Source organism: Streptomyces sp. NPDC050263 (assembly GCF_040655955.1).
Lineage (GTDB): Bacteria > Actinomycetota > Actinomycetes > Streptomycetales > Streptomycetaceae > Streptomyces.
The window spans coordinates 1-16,387 of the sequence record NZ_JBFAKW010000054.1; the positions used below are offsets into that span (position 1 = coordinate 1).

At 70.5% G+C, this 16,387-nt stretch carries 15 protein-coding genes; 6 read left to right on the forward strand and 9 right to left on the reverse strand.

The window, feature by feature from the left end; translation table 11 throughout:
• Positions 1–371: 371 nt before the first annotated feature.
• The 4 genes from AB0J04_RS23715 to AB0J04_RS23730 all read right to left on the reverse strand — a co-directional run bounded on the left by AB0J04_RS23715 (position 372) and on the right by AB0J04_RS23730 (position 4,880).
• Positions 372–830, reverse strand: coding sequence for a MarR family winged helix-turn-helix transcriptional regulator (locus AB0J04_RS23715; RefSeq protein WP_363170544.1), 459 nt, complete (start codon positions 828–830; stop codon positions 372–374).
• Positions 831–900: 70 nt separating this feature from the next.
• Positions 901–3,174 carry a serine/threonine-protein kinase gene (locus AB0J04_RS23720; protein ID WP_363170545.1) on the reverse strand — a complete coding sequence of 758 codons (2,274 nt, stop codon included), beginning with the start codon at positions 3,172–3,174 and terminating at the stop codon, positions 901–903.
• An 88-nt stretch (positions 3,175–3,262) separates the two neighbouring features.
• Entirely contained in the window at positions 3,263–3,907 is a 645-nt protein-coding gene (locus tag AB0J04_RS23725) for a DUF4232 domain-containing protein (RefSeq protein WP_363170546.1), read from the reverse strand.
• Positions 3,908–4,007: 100 nt separating this feature from the next.
• Positions 4,008–4,880 carry a helix-turn-helix transcriptional regulator gene (locus tag AB0J04_RS23730; RefSeq protein WP_363170547.1) on the reverse strand — a complete coding sequence of 291 codons (873 nt, stop codon included), beginning with the start codon at positions 4,878–4,880 and terminating at the stop codon, positions 4,008–4,010.
• Positions 4,881–5,071: 191 nt separating this feature from the next.
• Here AB0J04_RS23730 and AB0J04_RS23735 point away from each other — a divergent pair, with 191 nt between their 5' ends.
• Entirely contained in the window at positions 5,072–5,854 is a 783-nt protein-coding gene (locus AB0J04_RS23735) for an SDR family oxidoreductase (protein ID WP_363170548.1), read from the forward strand.
• An 80-nt stretch (positions 5,855–5,934) separates the two neighbouring features.
• Positions 5,935–6,150, forward strand: coding sequence for a 4-oxalocrotonate tautomerase family protein (locus AB0J04_RS23740; RefSeq protein ID WP_363170549.1), 216 nt, complete (start codon positions 5,935–5,937; stop codon positions 6,148–6,150).
• A gap of 44 nt (positions 6,151–6,194) precedes the next feature.
• On the opposite strand, the gene AB0J04_RS23745 is transcribed toward AB0J04_RS23740, so the two are convergent.
• Positions 6,195–7,073, reverse strand: coding sequence for a sigma-70 family RNA polymerase sigma factor (locus AB0J04_RS23745; protein ID WP_363170550.1), 879 nt, complete (start codon positions 7,071–7,073; stop codon positions 6,195–6,197).
• An 83-nt stretch (positions 7,074–7,156) separates the two neighbouring features.
• On the opposite strand from AB0J04_RS23745, the gene AB0J04_RS23750 reads away from it, so the two are divergent.
• On the forward strand, positions 7,157–7,606 hold the full coding sequence (locus AB0J04_RS23750) for a carboxymuconolactone decarboxylase family protein (RefSeq protein ID WP_363170551.1): 450 nt from the start codon (positions 7,157–7,159) through the stop codon (positions 7,604–7,606).
• Positions 7,607–7,658: 52 nt separating this feature from the next.
• Here AB0J04_RS23750 and AB0J04_RS23755 read toward each other — a convergent pair whose 3' ends face one another.
• Positions 7,659–8,540: an NAD(P)-binding domain-containing protein gene (locus tag AB0J04_RS23755; protein ID WP_363170552.1), complete on the reverse strand. Its 882-nt coding sequence runs from the start codon at positions 8,538–8,540 to the stop codon at positions 7,659–7,661.
• Between the two features lie 97 nt (positions 8,541–8,637).
• Here AB0J04_RS23755 and AB0J04_RS23760 point away from each other — a divergent pair, with 97 nt between their 5' ends.
• Both AB0J04_RS23760 and AB0J04_RS23765 read left to right on the forward strand, forming a co-directional pair.
• Positions 8,638–9,012: a helix-turn-helix domain-containing protein gene (locus AB0J04_RS23760; protein WP_363170553.1), complete on the forward strand. Its 375-nt coding sequence runs from the start codon at positions 8,638–8,640 to the stop codon at positions 9,010–9,012.
• Positions 9,013–9,081: 69 nt separating this feature from the next.
• Positions 9,082–10,140, forward strand: a complete 1,059-nt coding sequence (locus AB0J04_RS23765) for a hypothetical protein (protein ID WP_363170554.1) — start codon at positions 9,082–9,084, stop codon at positions 10,138–10,140.
• A gap of 83 nt (positions 10,141–10,223) precedes the next feature.
• On the opposite strand, the gene AB0J04_RS23770 is transcribed toward AB0J04_RS23765, so the two are convergent.
• The 3 genes from AB0J04_RS23770 to AB0J04_RS23780 all read right to left on the reverse strand — a co-directional run bounded on the left by AB0J04_RS23770 (position 10,224) and on the right by AB0J04_RS23780 (position 14,924).
• Positions 10,224–11,504: a hypothetical protein gene (locus AB0J04_RS23770; protein WP_363170555.1), complete on the reverse strand. Its 1,281-nt coding sequence runs from the start codon at positions 11,502–11,504 to the stop codon at positions 10,224–10,226.
• An 82-nt stretch (positions 11,505–11,586) separates the two neighbouring features.
• Positions 11,587–13,347, reverse strand: a complete 1,761-nt coding sequence (locus AB0J04_RS23775) for a cellulase family glycosylhydrolase (RefSeq protein ID WP_363170556.1) — start codon at positions 13,345–13,347, stop codon at positions 11,587–11,589.
• A 62-nt stretch (positions 13,348–13,409) separates the two neighbouring features.
• Positions 13,410–14,924, reverse strand: coding sequence for a glycoside hydrolase family 43 protein (locus tag AB0J04_RS23780; protein WP_363170557.1), 1,515 nt, complete (start codon positions 14,922–14,924; stop codon positions 13,410–13,412).
• A gap of 341 nt (positions 14,925–15,265) precedes the next feature.
• Between AB0J04_RS23780 and AB0J04_RS23785 the strand changes: the two genes are divergently transcribed.
• Complete coding sequence (locus tag AB0J04_RS23785; RefSeq protein ID WP_363170558.1) at positions 15,266–16,342, forward strand: chitinase; 1,077 nt, start codon at positions 15,266–15,268, stop codon at positions 16,340–16,342.
• The last annotated feature ends 45 nt before the right edge of the window (positions 16,343–16,387 follow it).

Consider the following 16,387-nt stretch of genomic DNA (forward strand, 5'->3'; position numbering starts at 1 on the left):
TACTTCTTCGGTACCGACAGCGGCAGGCGGTTCGGCGGGTACTTCGGCACGGGACGGACTCCTTCCAGGAGTCGCAACCACCGATAGAAACCGCTTATGCATACCTCTTCTCACTGTGCCACCCTGGTTCCGATCCTTGTTCACGGGGCGCCGCCAAGGATGAAGAGCGGCCGTCGAAGCGGCCTCCGGACCGAGGTCCTACGGCGGGACTCGTACGGGACACCGGGGATGACGACACCGATCGGGACGGCATCCCCACGGAGCGGGAAGTCCAGTCAGACGAACCGCCGTTGTTCAGGGCGAGGACGGCCGAGGAGACCCGGACGCCCGCTGCCGCGCCCTGTGCGAGCCCCACGGCTTCGCCGAGCTCGTCAGTGGTGCCAGGCCCGCCCGCCCGTGTTGTGGATGAACCGCTGGAGCACTTTGAGCGTGGTCAGGTACTCCTCGTCCGAGATGCCCGCATGCCGTTCGGCGCTCAACTCCGCCTGGAGGGCCGCGACCTTGTCGTAGAACGCCCTGCCGTCCGCCGTCATGCCCAGGCGTCCGTCGGCGTCCTCGGTGACCCAGCCCTGGGCGACGGTCCGGTCGATCTCCGACTCGATGCTCTCCGCGCCCTCGTCGAGGTAGTTCCCCAGGAGGAGAGACACCTCGTCGCGGGTCTTGACGGTGTCGGCGCCTGCGACCTGCGCGAGGACCCACCACTGCGGCTGGGTGGTGCCCGACTCGGCGAGTCCGGCCCGGATACGGGTGACGACCGCCTTGGAGGCAGCCCAACTCCAGTACCCGATGGGCTGCCGGATCAGTTCGGTGTCGCTGTGCGAGTACTCCATGGCCGGTCCCTCTGTCGTCGCCTGCGTTGGTTCGATGCGACCGACCGTAGAATCTCAACCCGACTTGAGGTCAAGGCCGTTCGGAGACGGTGGGCTCTGTTTCGGGGCCGTCCGGGCCGAGGGAGAAGAGGGTGCTGCCGGCCATGGCCACGATCTCGTCACCGACGAGGGAGACGCTCGGCGCCCAGTCCTGGGACGCGTCTCCCAGGTTGCTGACGGCGGACGACCGCCAGAGTTCCGCGCCGGTCTTCAGATCGAGGGCCACGACGCGGCCGATGCGGTTGGCGAAGTAGATCCGTCCGTACCCGGCCGACAGGACCGGCCGCGACAGGCCCTCCATGTCGGTCGGCCGCTGCCACAGTTGCCTGCCGTCGGTGGCGGACACCGCGGTGACCGTGCCGTTGGTCTGCGCGAAGACCACGACGTCGTCGCCGACCAGGGCCGGAACACCGCGCAGGGTGCCGGGCAGTGGCACGGGACGCACGGAGCCGGTGTCCGGGTCGACCCGCAGCAGCGTCGTGTACTGGCGCTCGCTGTCGATCTCCCCGTCCTGGTTCGCCGCCGCCGCGGGCTGGACGTAGATCGCTTGTCCTTTGGCCTGTCCGATGCTCAGAGCGCCGATCGGCAGTGTCGCGAGCTTACGGGCCGTGCCGTCGTCCGGGTCGAGCCGCATCAGGGTGACCGGGACGTGACCGTCCTCGCCGGCGACGGTGCACTCGGCGTACGGAACGCCGGCCAGCGAGAGCGGTGTGCAGAACGCGGCCTTCGGCGACCGCCACCGGACCTTCCCCGCCGTGTCGTACGCGATGAACCCCTTGGCGTCGCCCGTAGAGGTCAGCAACCCGCCGCTGAAGACGACCGAGTCGTCGTTCGGGGTGTCCTGCGCCCACTTGCGCTTCCCGGTGGCGGTGTCCAGGGCCGCCGTCCGGAATTCACCGTGGGTCTGCTCGGCGACGTACACGACGCCGTCCCGCACTCCGTACGGCGTCGCGTTCTGGACGGAGTCGCCGGAACGCCAGACGACACGGCCGGTGGCGGCATCGATCCTGGCGACGGTGAAGCCCTCGCCGCCGCAGTAGAGGACGGCGCCCTCGGGTACGCATCCCGGCGGACCGGAGTCCATCATCGTGTCGGGCGCGTGGTCGATGCGGAGCGTCGTCTGCCAGGGCTGCCAGCCGGTCGGCAGCGAGGCGGTGTGCGAGGCGGTCCGCTCGTCGCCGCCGAGTGCGTTGACCGCCACGACAGTTCCGCCGGTGACGACGGCGACCGCCGTGCCGACGGCCGCGAGCAGTCGGGTGCGCGGTCGGCCGCGACGCTTCGAGCGCGGTCGTCGGCCGCCGCCGGGCTCGGTGGAAGCCTCGGGCGCCGCCCCGCCGACCGTGTCGTGCGAACCGGCAGGGACGGCGACGGCGGCGAAGTCGGAGTCGGAGTCGGCCGGGTGGACGGTGTGCGGGACGCGGACGAAGCGACCCGTGCCACCGCTCGTCACCACCCCCGAACCGCGGTGGGCCCCGCCGACGCCGACGGGGGAGGCCCCGGTCTCCGGCAGCGCGCGGAACAGTTCGTGCAGCTCCGCCACCCCCGGGCGGGCCGCGGGATCCTTGTCCAAGCAGCGTTCGACGACAGCGCGCAGCGGCTGCGGAACGTCCTCCAGTACGGGCGCCTCGTACATCACCTGATAGCCGGCCATGTACGGCGTGTCCGCGTCGAACGGCCCGCTACCGGTGGCTGTGTAGGCCAGCACCGAGCCCAGCGAGAACACGTCCGAGGCCGGAGTGACGTCGCGCGGCGACCGCAACTGCTCCGGAGACATGAACGGGGGCGTGCCGATCACATTGCCCGTGACGGTCAACTGCCGGTTTCCGACCGCGCGCGAGATGCCGAAGTCGATGACGCGTGGGCCCTCTTCGTCCAGCAGCACGTTCCCCGGCTTCAGATCGCGGTGCACCACACCGACCCGGTGGATCTCGCGCAGCGCCTCGGTGAGACCCAGCGCCAGGCTCCGCAGCTCCGGCCCGGCCAGCGGGCCGCCGCGGTCCACCCGGGCCGACAGACTCGTGCCCGGTATGTACAGCGTGGCCATCCACGGCTGATCGGCATCCGGGTCGGCGTCCACGACAGGGGCCGTGAACGCTCCGCTGACCCGGCGGACCGCCGCGATCTCCTGCCGGAAACGGGCGCGGAACTCCTCGTCCTCGCAGAGCTGAGGGTGCACCAGCTTCACCGCGACCCTGCGCCCGGCGGCCGATCGGCCCAGGAACACGGTGCCCATGCCGCCCGCGCCGATCCTGTCGAGCAGGATGTAGCCGCCGACGGATTCAGGATCACCATCTCGCAACGGCATGGACCGGTCGCACCTTTCCCTGTACGTGTATGGGCGGCTCAGCATAGGTCAAGGGTCGATGTCGCTACCGGGCCGGGCACTTGCGCGGTCACCAGGCGAGGGCGGCGTTCGCGTCGTCCTGCCAGTACGTGACCCGGGCGTTGTCCTCCTCGACGTACAGGGAACCGCCGGGAACGGGCAGCTCCGCCCCGGAGTCGCTGGGTTCCTCGTCGGGGCCGAACAGATACAGACCGATCGTGGACGTGGTCACCTTGGTCTGACTGTTGCCGTCGGCGGACGCGGTGGTCAGGCCCGCGTATGCGGTGGCGCCGCGATCGAGGGTGACAACGGACTGCGGTTGGCTCTCCTCGACCCTGTCGGTGACGGACTGTGAGTCCTCGCTCAACCGCAAGGCCGGGTAGCTGTGGACACGGCAGGCCTGCGCGCCGGTGTTGGTGGCCGTGATGAGGACATGGTTGAGGGGACGGCTCACCTTCTTGACGGCGAACTCCAACGAACCGGGCGTGCAGTCCACGGCCTTGGCGCTGCCGGAACCCGTACGGGTGGGTGAGGCAGTGGCGGTGGCCGATGCCGATGCCGAGGGGGCGGTGGGCGTGACGGTCGCGTCGCTGGACCCGGTGGCCGCCGACCTGGCGTCGCCGTCGCCGTCGCCTTCTTCGCGTCCGCACGAGGTGAGGGCCACGGCGAGAACGGCGGAAGCCGCCAGGACCACGGCAAGTCGGTTGATGCGCACGCTGATTACCTCTTCATGCTGGGCTGTCTGTTCCACACACCCAACCTGCCGGCTCCCCCTCTCCGCAATCGAGGCCGGCGGCCGTGGCCCGACCACGGGGTCAGGTGCGGCGCTGTTCGGATGCGGTCGGGCCCGGCGACAGGTCCTGGGTGCCGATGACGCAGAGCAGCTCCAGCTGGGCGGCGCCCTCGCTGCCGGGCGGCGCGGTGAACCACAGCAGGCGCTGCCGTCCGTCCTCGCTGAACAGGCTGTGACAGTCGAGCTCGATGACGCCCAGAGTCGGGTGTGCGATGCGCTTGTGGTCGGTCCGGCGGAGGGCGACGTCATGGGTGTCCCACAGACGAGAGAATTCGTCGCTGCGTCGTCGGAGCGCGGCCACCAGCTGCTGCACCTCGCTGTCCCCGCCGCGGCGGGCGGCGACGGCCTGGAGGTCGGCGACGAAGACCCGCGAGTGGTGGGAGTGGTCCTCCGCGGGGTAGAGGGAGCGGGCCTCGGGTTCGGTGAACCAGCGGTAGACCAGACTGGCTGCGGGGCCGCGCACGGCCGGGCGCCCACCGACGAGGGCCACGGCCAGCTCGTTCTGGACGACCGTCTCGTGGAGGTCGGTGATGACCTGCGCGGGGGTGGTGGTGAGCCGGTCCAGCAGGCCGAACAGCGCGGGCTGGACATGCGCGGTCGGGCCGTGCGCGGCCGGCGGCACGGGGCGGTCGGCGAGATGGAAGAGATGGTCGCGTTCGTCGCCGTTCAGCCGCAGCGCCCGGGCCAGCGCGGCGAGCACCTGAGCGGAGGGCTGAGCGCCGCGCCCGCGTTCCAGCTCGGTGTAGTAGTCGGCGGACAGCCCGGCCAGCTGGGCGACCTCCTCGCGCCGCAGTCCGGGCACCCGTCGCCGCGGACCCACCGGCAGGCCGACATCGGTCGGGCGGACGCGGGCGCGCCGCGACTTCAGGTACGCGGCGAGTTCGGAGTGGTTCACGCTCCCCAGGATGACGCGCACGGGAGCCGTGAGCCAGGGGATGACAACCCCTGGGTAGGGACAGCCCTGGCTGGGACGGGAACACCGGCTCACGATGAAGACACACAGCAGGGAGCGGCCCTCGGCGGCAACGCCGACGCTCCGCGCCACGACCACCGGTCGCGGCACCCGTATTCCTCGCAGGAGTCTCCATGCCACAGCAGGACACCGCGGCGACCCATGCCGCAGTCGACCAGCCCGCAGACCAGCCGCGCGTCGCCGTCGTCACCGGTGGTTCCCGAGGTATCGGCCGGGAGGCGGTGAGCCGGCTGGCCGCCGACGGGCTCGCCGTCGTGGTGGGCTACGCCGGCAACCGCGAGCTGGCCGAAGCCGCCGTCGCGGAGATCGCAGCCGGCGGGGGCCGGGCGGTCGCCGTCCGGGCGGACGTCGCGGACGAGCAGCAGGTGGCCGCACTGTTCGACACGGCCGAGTCGACGTTCGGCGGCGTCGACGTCGTCGTCCACGCCGCCGGCCGGATGAATCTGTCCCCGATCGTCGACCTGGACCTGGCGGAGCTGGACGCGGTCCACCGCACCAACATCCGCGGCAGCTTCGTCGTCGCCCAGCAGGCCGCCCGGAGGATCCGCGGCGGCGGGGCGGTGATCACGTTCTCCACGTCCGTGGTGGGCCTGGCGTTCCCCGGTTACGGCGCCTACAGCGCCAGCAAGGGCGCGGTCGAGGCGCTGACGATGATCCTCGCCCGCGAGCTGCGCGGTCGGGACGTCAGCGTCAACGCGGTCGCCCCCGGTCCCACCGCCACCGACCTGTTCCTCGAGGGCAAGGACGAGCAGACCATCGCCCGGTTGGCCGCCCAGTCCCCGCTGGAACGGCTCGGCACCCCCGCCGACATCGCCGAGGTCGTCGCCTTCCTCGCCTCCCCGGCCGGCCACTGGGTCAACGGCCAGGTCATCCGCGCCAACGGCGGCGTCATCTGAGCGGCCACAGCGCCCGTGCCGTGGGGCCCCCACCCCATCTCCACCCCATCCCCATCCCCATCCCGGAAACGAGATCCGTCATGCCGTTCGCCAACTTCAAGGTCCCCGCCGGCACCCTCGACGAGAAGCAGAAGGAGAAGATCGTCACGCGCACCACCGAGCTGTACGTCGAGCTCTACGGAGAGCGGGCCCGCGCCAACACCATGGTCCTGGTCGAGGAGGTCACCGACGGCGGCTGGGGCATCGGCGGCAACGTCCTGACCCTCGCCATGCTCGAGGAACCGTCCGAGGGCTGACGCCTGCGGACGGTCGCCGGACGGGAGCGACAGCCGACGGTGACTCACTCAGGATCCGGCAGCTCCATCGACGCGAGCCTGGCCGGGTGGGTCACGGCCGTGATGCCGGTGATCCGGCCGTCGGCGACGGTGAACGCAAGCACCGAGAGCGGGGTGCCGTCCTCATGCCACGACACCACGCCGGGAAGGCCGTTGACGAGAACCGCCCGCCCCCGCGTGGCGGCGCGGGCCGCCGACTGCGCGCCGGCGGCGACCCGGGTCGCGCCGATGGTGACGACCACGCCGTCGGGAGTGTCGGCGGTCAGCCGCGCCTCGGGGTCGAGCACGCGCAGCAGCCCGTCGAAGTCGCCGCCGCGAGCTGCCGCCAGGAACGCCCGGACGACCTCTCGCTGCTCCTGTCCGACGGCCGACGGCCGGTCCGTCGCCTGCACCTTCCTGCGGGCTCGGCTGGCGAGCATCTTGGTGGCGGCGGTGGACTTGCCGAGGATCTGGCCGATCTCCTCGAACGGCACCGCGAACAGGTCGTGCAGCACGAACGCGAGCCGCTCGCTCGGCCCGAGCGACTCGAGGACGACCAGCAGCGCGAGCCCGACCGAGTCGGCGAGCGCCACGTCGTCCTCCGGCGCAGGACCGTCGTCGGCCGCCACGACAAGCTCGGGCAGCCGGGCGTCGTAGGACGCCTCGGGACGGGACTGGCGCGATCGCAGCACGTCGAGACTGATCCGGCCGACCACCGTGGTCAGCCAGCCGGCGAGGTTGTGGATGCTCGCCGTGTCCTGGCGGGACAGCCGCAGCCACGCCTCCTGGACCACGTCCTCGGCATCGGCGTGCGAGCCGAGCATGCGGTGGGCGACCGCGCACAGCCGGTCACGCTGGGCGTCGAACGCCTCGGCCACCGGGTTCGTGGGGCTGCTGTCGGACATGTTGTCACCTTCCTCGGTGCTGCTCCGTCATGGGTGATGACGGGCCCGAACGACCACAGGTAACCGATGAAGGAGCAGCACCGATGGAAACACGTATGAAGAGCCCGGGCGATCCCCAGGTGATCGCGGCGATCCAGCAGCTCATCAAGGCGATCCAAGCCGCCGGCGTCGACCCGCTCGTGCTCGAGCTGGTCCACCTGCGGGCCAGCCAGATCAACGGCTGCGCCCCCTGTGTGTTCGCCGGGGTCCGGTCGGCGAAGAAGCACGGGGAGACCGACGAGCGGCTCCACAGCGTGGGCACCTGGCGCGAGACGCCCTTCTTCACGGAGGAGGAGCGGGCGGCGCTCGCACTGGCCGAAGCCGCCACCCGGATCCAGGACGGCGCACCGGGCGTGACCGACGAGATCTGGGACGCCGCCGCCGACCACTTCGACGAGAAGCAGTTGTCCGCGATCATCCTGAACATCTCGATCACCAACTTCTTCAACCGCATCAACCACACGATCCGCGAACAGGCCGGCAAGACCTGGTGAGTCGGACGGGGCGTCACCCGCCTTTGAGGCCACGCCTGCCCTCGACGACCGGTCAGCGTACGAGCAGGTCGACGACGCCGGTCAGGTCCTCCGCGCCGCTGCCCTCGGCCAGGCGGCGGCGCATCAGGTCGAAGTAGGGACGCAGCAGTCCCGGACTGACGCCCTGCTCCTCGGCGGTGTTCAGGAAGGTCGGTGTGCCGGCCACCTGCATGGCCAGGTTGGAGACGACGTCCTTGGTGTAGTCGCCGCTGCGCAGCCGGTCGGCGGTCTGGTGAACCGCCGGGGCCATCGCGACGAGCCAGTCGGCGAGGAGCGGGGCGAGCGACGCGGGGTCGATGTCCTCCTTGCGGATCAGGGCGAAGGCGTGCGCGGCGCCGGCGAACATCCCGTACATGGCGCTGAGCAGGGCCACGTCGTGCAGCGCCGCGAAGCCCGCGTCCTCGCCGACGTAGGTAGTTCCGGCCGGGACGCTCAGCGTGTCCCGGTGCCGCTCGAACAGTTCCCGCGAGCCGCTGTAGAAGACGTAACCGCCGGCTCCCGGGACGCCGATCATCGCAGGGACGGCCATGATTCCGCCGTCCAGGTAGCGGGCGCCGCGCTCGCGGGCCGGTTCGGCGCGGGCGCGGGCCTCGGCCGGGGTGCTGGTGGTGAGGTTGACCAGGTCCTTCCCGGCGAGGTCGGCGTCGGCCAGCACCTCGTCGACCGAGGCGTCGTCCAACAGACAGACGACGACCAGTGTGCCGGCCGCGACCGCCTCGGCGGCGCTGTCCGCGACCCGGGCGCCCTTGGCGGCGAGAGACGCTGCGCGGGCCGGAGTGCGGTTCCAGACGGTGAGCGGGTGGCCTGCGGCAAGCCAGGCGCGCGCCAGCGCGGTGCCCATCGCGCCGAGGCCCAGCAGTGTGACGGGGGTCTTCTCCACAGTGTTGTGTGTCATGCCGATCAGGCTGGTCGCAGCTCCGGAAACGATCAAGTACGCACTTGGGAGTGGGTGGTTACCCTGAGGTGAGCGAGCACGTCGGAAGGGTGGGGGCATGACGACGCTGAACCGGCCGGGCGCACCGGACGGACACACCTGCGGGATCGACGCCGCGATGGAGGTGATCGGCGGCAAGTGGAAGGTGCTGATCCTCTGGGCGCTCCACGAGCAGCCCTGCCGCCGCTTCGGCGAGTTGCGCCGACTGCTCCCGGGGATCACCGAGAAGGTGCTGGCCTCTCATCTGCGCGAGATGGAAGCGGACGGCGTCGTGCACCGCGTCTCCTACGACGAGGTGCCGCCCCGCGTGGAGTACTCACTGACCGAGGACGGCACGCGCCTCAACGACGCGCTCCAGCCGCTGGCCGCCTGGGGACGCGAGCGGCCGACGGGCGGGCGGACGGAGGAGACGGCGGGCCGGCGCGTTCGGTGAGAAGGCGTGGGTCACGGCATGCTGCTCCGCGCCGGTCCCGATGTCAGTGGGGCCGGTTACCTTCGGGGCATGTCGATCACCGCACAACTGCGCGACTCGGTGAGGCTGCCGGGAGGACGCGCGCTGGTCAACGGCTTCGCCTTCGAGAGCCGTGGGGACGGGGCACGTCGTGCCCTGCTCCAGAACGGGCATGAGCTGGAGGTCTACGACCTGCACGAGGTCTTCGAGGGGGAGCGCGCGCCGGCTGCCGTCTTCGCTCTTCCCTGGCCCGGATGGGACCGCGGCGTCCACTCGGTGAGCTCCGACGGCACGGTCGCGGTGTTCTCGGGTCAGCGCGCGGTGCGGGCCGTGGGCAGCAGCGGAGAGACGCTGTGGGAGTACCGGCACGGCTGTTGGGGGCCGCAGGTCGGTCACCCGCACACGGGGGACGAGCAGGAGGTGTGCACAGGCCTCGAACACGGCTCCTGCCGGGTCTCCGACGACGGGCGGCTCGTCTGGGCGCATGTGGTCGAGCCGGAGGAGCGCGGCGGGCGGGAGTGCTGGGTCGTCCTGGACGCCCGGGACGGGCGGGAGTCGGCCCGGCTGCCGCTGGACAGCGCGGCCGCCGGTTCGCACCACCTCTCCCACCCGGACGGCGTCCACATGGGGCTGTGCATCGGCATGGGCCAGGACGGCATCCTGCTGCACTGGGCACGCCGGGACGGCGAAAGGCTCACCGCCTGGGACCTCGACAAGACCACCGACCGCATCCTGACGGACGTCCACGCGGGACATTCCGGCTTCCTGACGGTCGAGCACTACGGAGCGGACCTGGAACTGCACGCACTGGACGGCACCGTGCTCGCGAAGGGGGAGCCCGAGGCGGCCGACGAGGACACGCCCTGCTGGGACGACGGCTGCGGGTTCGTCGACGCCGATACCGTCATCGCCTCGACGGTCGAATCCGACGACGACCCGGAACGGGCCCGCCACTGGCTGCTCGACGCCCGCACCCTGGAGATACGCGGGCCGGTCGCGTACCCGACCGGCCCTGTCGACAGCTACGTCCGCCCGCTCGGCGACGGAACCTGGCTCACCTACGACGCCGGCGCCGAGACGCTCAACCGCTGGAGCGAAGCGGCGTCCTGAGCGCGGGCCCGGGATGTCGGGTGGGGGGCGGGGTGCAGAGGGGATCACGCCTGCGGTGCTCGGGTCACTTCTTCCTGATGCGGCTACGTGCCGTCCGCGCGGACCGCGTAGACGAAGCGCTTGTCGGGGTACTCGCTGACGTTCCAGATCACGGACTCGCCGTACGTCCAGCCGGACGCCCCGCTGCTGTGATAGCTGAGGTCCTCGCAGCCGACGGCCAGATCGCAGACGGTGCTCGCGGTCGAGGCGCCGGAGGCGAAGGTGCGCAACGCGCCCGTCCCGGAAGGGCCGTTGCTCACCGAGAGGTAGTGCTGGGTGCCCCGGGAGACGACGCCCTGGATCTTCTGCTGGCCGACGCTGACGGCTTCGACGGCGCTCAGCGAAGCCAGGTGGCGGTCGGTGTAGTCGAGGTTCCAGCGGACCACCTTGGGCGTGGTGACGCTGCCCGCGCCCGTGCCGGTGAAGGCGCCGTCCGTGTAGCTGACGGTGCCGGAGGAGGAGTACTCACTGATCACGAGGCTGTCGGGGCTGCTGGCGCGGTCCAGCCCGATCGTCGTGTAGCGCAGGTAGGTTCCGGCGTTGTCGTAGGCATGACTCTGCGGCAGGACGTACTGGTAGCCATAGCCGTAGTACTGGCCGTCGGTGTGCAGACCGCACACGTCCCCCTCCGCCGTGGCGACCTTGAACATCGTGCTCAGGTCGAACACCCGCAGGCCTTTGTAGGTGTCGACGACGTAGAGCAGATCGCCGTACCACATGATGCCGCCGGCGTGCTTGCGCAGGGGGTTGAAGGAGTACTCGCCCGTGGCGGTCGTGACGGGTTCGACCAGCAGGACGTGCCGGTACCTGGGCGCGGAGGCGTCGGTGTGGTCGACGAACGTCAGCCGCATGCCCTTGTCGAGGGCGTACTCGTCGACGCCGTCGGCGTCGGGATCGGTCTCGAAGTACCAGGAGACGAGGACGACCTTGTTGCTTCCGCCCGCCGGGTAGAGCCCGTTGCCGTAGGCGTCGGCGCTCGTGGTGACGCCCTGTGGAATCCAGTAGTCGACCGCCTGGTCGGCGCTGTCCCAGGCGAAGCCGGCCTGGAACGCCTCAGCGGTGCTGGGGGCACTGGCGAGGACGTCGGCGCTGCGGGTGGCGTCGGCCAGGACCGTGGACGCGTCGACCTCGGTCAGCTGCGTCGCCAGACCGGCCGTCAGATCGGCGAACTGGCCGTACCGGTTGGAGGACCGGCTGGTGAGGGTGAACTGGCCGGGGTCGACAGTGGCCGCGTGCGCGGTGGCGGGGGCAAGGACGCTCCCGGCGACTGCGGCGAAGGGCGCGGCGGAGATTGCCTTGACGATTGATCTGCGTGTGAGGGTCATCACGAGCAAAGGTAGAGAGTCTTGAGCGGATGCCACAACCGTGAATGATCACGAGAGGACTGAAGGGGCTGGACTTCTACGGTCAGGAGGCCGTGCCGGTCACCGAGCCCCCGGACTTCGTCACGTGGTACGTCACCGTCGCGCCGCTCCAGAAGTGGAAGACGAGTGTGACCGGTGCGCCCTCGCGCAGCGCGCCCAGGAATCCGGCGGTGAGGAGGAGGGAGCTGCCCGGGTAGTCGGGGGAGAAGGCGGTGTTGAACTGCTGGTAGGGGGTCCAGTCGGCCTGGCCGGCGTTGCCGCCGTCGGCGTACCTGGCCTCCATGGTCGCCAGGACGTCGCCGCGGTACTGCGTCGGGATCTCGAGGGAACCGGTCGATCCGGTCGCGCCGGCCAGTACCGGAGTGTCGTACGTGATGATGTCGATCGGCCAGGGGACGCCCTGCGAGAACCGGGCCTGGAGTGTGGCGTTCACGCCGTAGGCGCGGTTGCCGGTCAGCCGGGTGAGCGCGGCGGCCGTGAGGGTGAGCTGACTGCCGGAGACGGTGTAGTCCCGGCCCGCGACGAGTCTGGTGCCGCCCTGCCAGAGGCCCTGGAAGGCGGTGCCGTTCGGGTTCAGCGTGAGCGTCTGCGCCGTGACGGCGCTCGACTTCGGCACGAAGACCTTGTCGAAGGAGGCGGTTCCCGAGCGGGTGCTCCAGCTCGACCTGATCTGTGCGATCAGACCCGGGTCACGCCACTGGAGCGTGCTGCGGTTCAGGTAGTTGTAGGCGTCCCACAGGGCGGTGGTGACCCCGGTGGTGCGTGCCAGGTGGCCGAACTGCTCGAAGTACTTCAGCGCCTCGCCCCGCTCGACGACGTCCGGCTGGAAGTAGTCGGGATAGCTGAGCAGGCCGAACTCGCCTACGTAGACCGGGATGCCCTTGGCGACGAAGACGTCGCGCATGCGGGCGAAGGCGTCCGTCATGTCCTTGAGGGAGGTGGCGTCGAACCGGGTGCCGCCGGCGATGTTCACGCTGAACGGCCAGTAGCCGTAGTAGTGCACGGTCGCGACGAGGTTGTTGTCGTGCAGCGCGCCCATCGCGGTGGACAGGTGCTCCATGAGGTCCTGGGAGGGCGTGGATCCCACGGTCGGCAGCACGAGCAGGCGGCTGCCGTTCTGGCCGCCCGAGGAGCGCACGATGCTGTGGAACGAGGTGTTCAGCTCGTCCAGGAGCTGGGTCTTCTGGGCGTCCGAGGCGTTGTTGAACTGCGGTTCGTTGATGCTCTCGAAGAGCAGCGTGCGCGGCTCGTCCTTGAACGCGGCCGCGATCTGCGTCCAGGACGCGTTGAAGCGGGCGAGCGTCCTGTCGTGGTCGGCCGGCATGTTCGCGATCCACTGCCACGAGTCGTGGTGGATGTCGACGACGACGTAGAGCCCGTCGGCGAGTGCCCAGTCCACGACCTGCTTGACGCGGTTCATGAACGTGGTGTCGATCGTGTAGGGAGCGGTCGCGGACTGGTGGTCGGTCCAGGTGACCGGGATCCGGACGCTGCGGAAGCCCTGGGAGCGGATCGTGTCGAACAGGGCTTTGGTGGCAGGCGGGTTGCCCCAGGAGGTCTCGTCGGGGATGGCGTCCAGGGTGTTGCCCATGTTCCAGCTGGGCTGCATCGCGGCCACGGCGTCGGCAGCCGCGGCCGGAACGCGGATCGCCGGCCTTGAGGGTGTGGCCCCACCGGGCTCGGCGGACGCGGCGGACGCCGTGCCGCCTGCCGTCGCGAGCATGACGATCAACGTCAGCAGGAGGCTTGCCAGTCGCCCCGGGCCGTGGCGGCGCGGGCGCACGGGGCGTTGTGCGTGGTTCATGTGTCGTCCCTTCGGTCGGTCGTGCGGGTGGTCCGATCCGTGGTCAGGGGGCGGGGAGTGGCTCAGGGGACCTGCGGCTCGTACGCGAACCAGTCGAAGTGGACCGTGCCCTCGGCGGCGTACATGCCGATGACGCGACCGGTGAAGCCGCCGGCCACCTCGGTGGACAGGTAACGGCCGTCGAGCGTCGCGAGCGTGGTGAACGTGCCGTCGGACTCCTCGACGCCGAGGGAGACGACGTCGGGCCCGGTGCGTGAGTCATGCGGAGTCGGCGGCTCGCCGATCTCGATGCCGAGGACCAACGGCCCGGCGGGGACGGGCTGTTCGGCGACGAGGGTGCGCAGCGTGCCGACGCGTGCGATCACCCGTGCCGTCGTGCCGGATGCCTCGATCTCGTAGTGGTGCCGCTCGTCGAGGCGGACGACGAGACCACCGCGTCCCTCCGCCGGGTCGACGAGAGCACGCGCCCGGCACGACAGGTGCTGCTGGCGCCGGCCGACGAGGACGACGTCGGGCTCGTCCATGGAATCGCCCCGTGCGCGGAGCGTCAGCCATCCGGCGCGCTCCTTGGTGGTGCAGTGCTCGGCGGGACGATCGCGCAGGGAGATCCAGGACGGCCGTAGTTCGCTGAGGTCGAAGTCGTCCCGGGGAGCTTCGCCGCGGACCGGGGCGAGCGGCCACGGGGGAGCGGGCAGTCGCAGGGTCACCTCGCCGACGACCGGCCAGCCGTCCACCCAGGTCACGGGGGCCAGGAACGTCTCACGGCCGAGTACGTGCCAGCCCGGCGTGCCGCCGCCCGGCCGTACCCCGAGCAGCGCCATCCACCAGGAACCGTCGGGGGCCTGCACCAGATCCGCGTGGCCGGTGTTCTGGACGGGGTGATCGGTGCCGCGGTGGGTGAGGATCGGGTTGGCCGGGCACGGCTCGAACGGGCCGGTGGGCCCGTCGCCCCGGGCGATGGAGACGCCGTGGCCGCGCTCGGTGCCGCCTTCGGCGATGAGCAGATACCAGTGGTCGCCGATCCGGTACAGATGCGGCGCCTCCGGAGCCTTGGCGCCGGGACCGCCCGACCAGAGTCGTCTCTGCGGGCCGTGCGTCTCGCCGGTGCGGGGGTCGAGGCGGACCTGTCCGACCCCCGCGAACGTGCACCAGCAGTTTCCGTCCTCGTCCCAGGCGAGGTCCGGGTCGATGCCGGGGACGTCGGGCAGCGGGAGGGGGTCCGACCAGGGGCCGGCGGGGTCGGTGGCGGTGACGAGCAGGTTGCCGCCGCCTTCGCTCACATTGGTGACGATCAGCCAGAAACGGCCGTCGTGGTGGCGCAGGGTGGGGGCGTAGATGCCGCCGGAGGACGGTACGCCGACGGGCAGGCGCAGTTGGCTCGGCCGGTCGAGGGCGTTGCCGATCTGCGTCCAGTGGACCAGGTCGCGGCTGTGGAAGAGGGGGACGCCGGGGAAGTACTCGAAGCTGGAGCACGCGAGGTAGTAGTCGTCGCCGACGCGGCAGACGCTGGGATCCGGGTGGAAGCCGGGGATCACGGGATTGGCGAGGGTGACGTCCGCCGGGTGCTGGAGGGGCATCCCTTGCGTCCTTTCGTCGGATGGAACGACTGTCGAAGCGCTTCACTTGGCAGCGAAAGCTAGTGACATGTTTCCGACGAAACAATAGGAAGAATCAAAAGAAGGTTTCTTTGCCCTGCCGTATGGGCGGTCTTGGCGGCCCGTCAGGGCGGTGGGCGGTGTCGATGCGCTTCGACGAATGGCATCACGGGTGGCTTGCGCCAATGTCCCGGCCGCCGTTTGGGTCAGTTAATTGTAAAGAACCTTGACAGTTTATTGGTCTAGTCCAAGCATGGTCGCTGTTCCGGTTTCCCGATTCCCGCCTGGCCTGTTCGTCACGGGAAGTGTCAATGGGAGTGTCAATGAGACGATTCGGTCATCTTCGTGCGCCGTTGTACGGCGCGACCGCAACTGCCCTGTCAGCGGCGCTGGTCGCCCTCGGGGGAGGCGGTGCACAGGCGTCGTCGCCACTGCCGGCGCACGCCGCCAAGCCCATGCCCGCACATGTGGCGGCGCCGTACTTCGAGGCCTGGACCGGTGAAAGCCCGGCCGCGCTCGCTGCCGAGTCGGGCAACAAGTACCTCACGATGGCCTTCCTCCAGACGCCCGCGGCAGGTTCGTGCACCGCCTACTGGAACGGCGACTCGACCCAGCCGATCGCCCGGGCGAGTTTCGGACGGGACATCGCCGCGATCCAGGCCCGCGGCGGCAACGTCATCGCGTCCTTCGGCGGATACACCGCCGACACCACCGGCACCGAACTGGCCGACAGCTGCACCAGCGTCGATGCCATCGCCGCGGTGTACGAAAGTCTCGCCACGACCTACGGCATCACGCGCATCGACCTCGACGTGGAGGCCGACTCCATCGACAACGCCGCCGGCATCGACCGCCGCAACAAGGCCGTCGCCAAGGCCGAGCGCTGGGCCGAACGCACCGGCCGCAGCCTCCAGTTCTCCTACACCCTGCCGACCACGACGACCGGCCTCGAAGCCAACGGCGTGGCCCTGCTGCGGAACGCCGTCGACAACGGCGCCCGGGTGGACGTCGTCAACATCATGACGTTCGACTACTACGACGGCGCCGCCCACGACATGGCGGCCGACACCAAGACCGCCGCCGCCGGCCTGCACGCCCAACTGGCCGCCCTCTACCCGAAGACGAACCCGGCGAAGCTGTGGGGCCGCATCGGCGTCACCGAGATGCCCGGCATCGACGACTACGGCCCCGACGAGACGTTCACCACCAAGAACGCGGTCGAGGTCGAGAAGTGGGCCGTCGCCAAGGGGATCGACACCCTGTCCTTCTGGGCGCTCCAGCGCGACAACGGTGGCTGCGTCGGGACCGGGGGCTCCGACTCCTGTTCCGGCATCGCCCAGGAAACCTGGTACTTCAGCCACGCCTTCGAGCCGTTCACGCACCGCGTCGACACCCGCTGACGGCCTGCCGGCAGCCCCGGGGGCGCACGCCGACACGAACCGTCC